The 1,749-nt window shown below is 38.8% G+C and carries 3 protein-coding genes and 1 pseudogene; 3 read left to right on the top strand and 1 reads right to left on the bottom strand.

From position 1 onward, the window contains the following. Nucleotides 1-241: 241 nt before the first annotated feature. On the top strand, nt 242-508 hold the full coding sequence (locus AB1630_12970) for a CopG family antitoxin (protein ID MEW6104700.1): 267 nt from the start codon (nt 242-244) through the stop codon (nt 506-508). A 35-nt stretch (nt 509-543) separates the two neighbouring features. On the opposite strand, the pseudogene AB1630_12965 reads toward AB1630_12970, so the two are convergent. Beyond that, a pseudogene (locus AB1630_12965) lies at nt 544-687 on the bottom strand (glucosamine-fructose-6-phosphate aminotransferase). Between the two features lie 94 nt (nt 688-781). On the opposite strand from AB1630_12965, the gene AB1630_12960 reads away from it, so the two are divergent. Together AB1630_12960 and AB1630_12955 are read left to right on the top strand one after the other, a co-directional pair. Beyond that, nucleotides 782-1,369 (top strand): hypothetical protein, encoded by a 588-nt coding sequence (locus tag AB1630_12960; GenBank protein MEW6104699.1) that lies wholly within the window; start codon nt 782-784, stop codon nt 1,367-1,369. A 215-nt stretch (nt 1,370-1,584) separates the two neighbouring features. Then, nucleotides 1,585-1,749: IS1595 family transposase (locus AB1630_12955; protein ID MEW6104698.1), on the top strand; the 165-nt coding region annotated here is incomplete at its 3' end.

Raw genomic sequence — 1,749 nt, 5'->3', positions numbered from 1 at the left:
AGGGAAGAAAAAAAGTTTTGCGCGCGGGGAAAAAAGAAGTAAAAGGAAAATGGCCTACTTTTGGCCGGTCAGCCTGGCCTACTTCTTCATCGGCTAAAATGGCCTATTTTCTAACCGGCGGTATTAGCAATGGGGCAAACTGATAGTAATCGTTACCTCATTGTCTTTTTTGTTTATAAAAACGATAAGCGTGCCTTAATCCTCTCGACACGGGATATGACAAAAGCTGAAAGGAGACTATATGAGAAAAGATAAGAGTTCAGTATCACAAGCAACAACCTACAAAGAAATTGGCGATTTCTGGGATACTCACGCTTTAGCAGACTTTTGGAATAAAACCAAAGAGGCATCTTTTGAAGTGGATATTGAATCAGAGATTACCTATTACGCTGTCGATAGGATGCTTTCGGAGAGGATTCAGGCTATCGCACAAAAACGTGGTATTACTGCTGACACTCTGATTAATCTTTGGGTACAGGAAAAACTTCAAGAACAAAACACATTATAGAAAAAGCTCTATTCAGCGAAAAGCCGGATTTCGCCTTACTCCACCGTGACACTCTTGGCCAGGTTGCGCGGCTGGTCAACACCACAGCCTCTTAGGACGGCTATCTCATAAGCCAGGAGTTGCAAGGGCACGGTATAAAGGATGGGGGCCATCTCCTCAGACACCTTTGGCAGGAACAGGTACGCGGATGAGGGACGTCCATAAATTTATAAGTTTCTTGTTGACCTCAAACACTTAAAACGTTACATGCTATTGCGAATAAAGGAGGATTTTATGAATACAATCAAAAAGATATCTATTTTGACTTTTCTGTTTTTATTTTATTTCTTAGTAGGATGTAACCATAATATTAGGCCAAATACCAATCTTCCACCAGAGGCAAAGGATGGGCTATCTATGCTTGACGAATGGCGTTCTGGATGTGAACAAAGCGTCAAGATGCTAAAAACATATTATAAACCTGAAAGTAACGAATATAAAAAAGCATACAGCTCCTATATAGAAACAAAGACAAAATCTGATGCATGGATAGAAACTTTAATAACAGATTTACAGATGGGTGGAAAGCCATCAAACCGTTATAAAAGCTTGCTCGAGGAGGCGGCAGCACAAACTGTAGAATTCAAAAACTATGTTAAGAGTGTATGTACGTCTCAGCCTTCAACTAAAGGGGTGCCTGAAATTTTGGCACCTATTAATATCGGAGATATAATAGAAAAGCTAACTAATGCTGGAATCAAAATCTGGGAAGTCTGGCATAAAACCAAAGGAGAAGAACAAGCTAACATAGTTAATTTAATTAAGGGGAAAAAGTGGTTAGACTTTAATGATATTAAGGAGGTAGGGGCGGAACGTCCATAAATTTATAAGTTTCTTGTTACCCGGCAGAATGAGAGGGGGGAAAATGATAAAACATAGAACCATCCCATTTTTATTTATATTGTTTCTTTTTTCATTGATTCTAACCCAAGATGCTTATGCCAAACCTTTTTTCATAGATTGCGAAAAGGCTTTTCAATTAAAAGAATTGGGTCATGACTAGAACAGCACCTTAAAAAGTGTGCTAACATCTGGTTATGACGTTAAAAAATAGGTACGCAAATCGTTCAAAAAATTCAGAGGCTAAAATCCGTCAAATCGTGAACCTTTTTTCACTGGATTTGAATGCCTCTCAGATTACTCAAATCACCGGTCTTAACCGGAATACTATCAACCGATATCTCTCGGAAATTCGAAAACGA

It is taken from the genome of bacterium (assembly GCA_040753555.1).
In the GTDB taxonomy this organism is placed as follows: domain Bacteria; phylum UBA9089; class UBA9088; order UBA9088; family UBA9088; genus JBFLYE01.
This window is presented reverse-complemented; position numbering and strand designations above follow the sequence as displayed.

Coding starts and splice junctions, on each gene's coding strand:
- AB1630_12960 (MEW6104699.1), top strand. CDS start 782: ATGAATACAATCAAAAAGATATCTATTTTGACTTTTCTGTTTTTATTT.
- AB1630_12970 (MEW6104700.1), top strand. CDS start 242: ATGAGAAAAGATAAGAGTTCAGTATCACAAGCAACAACCTACAAAGAA.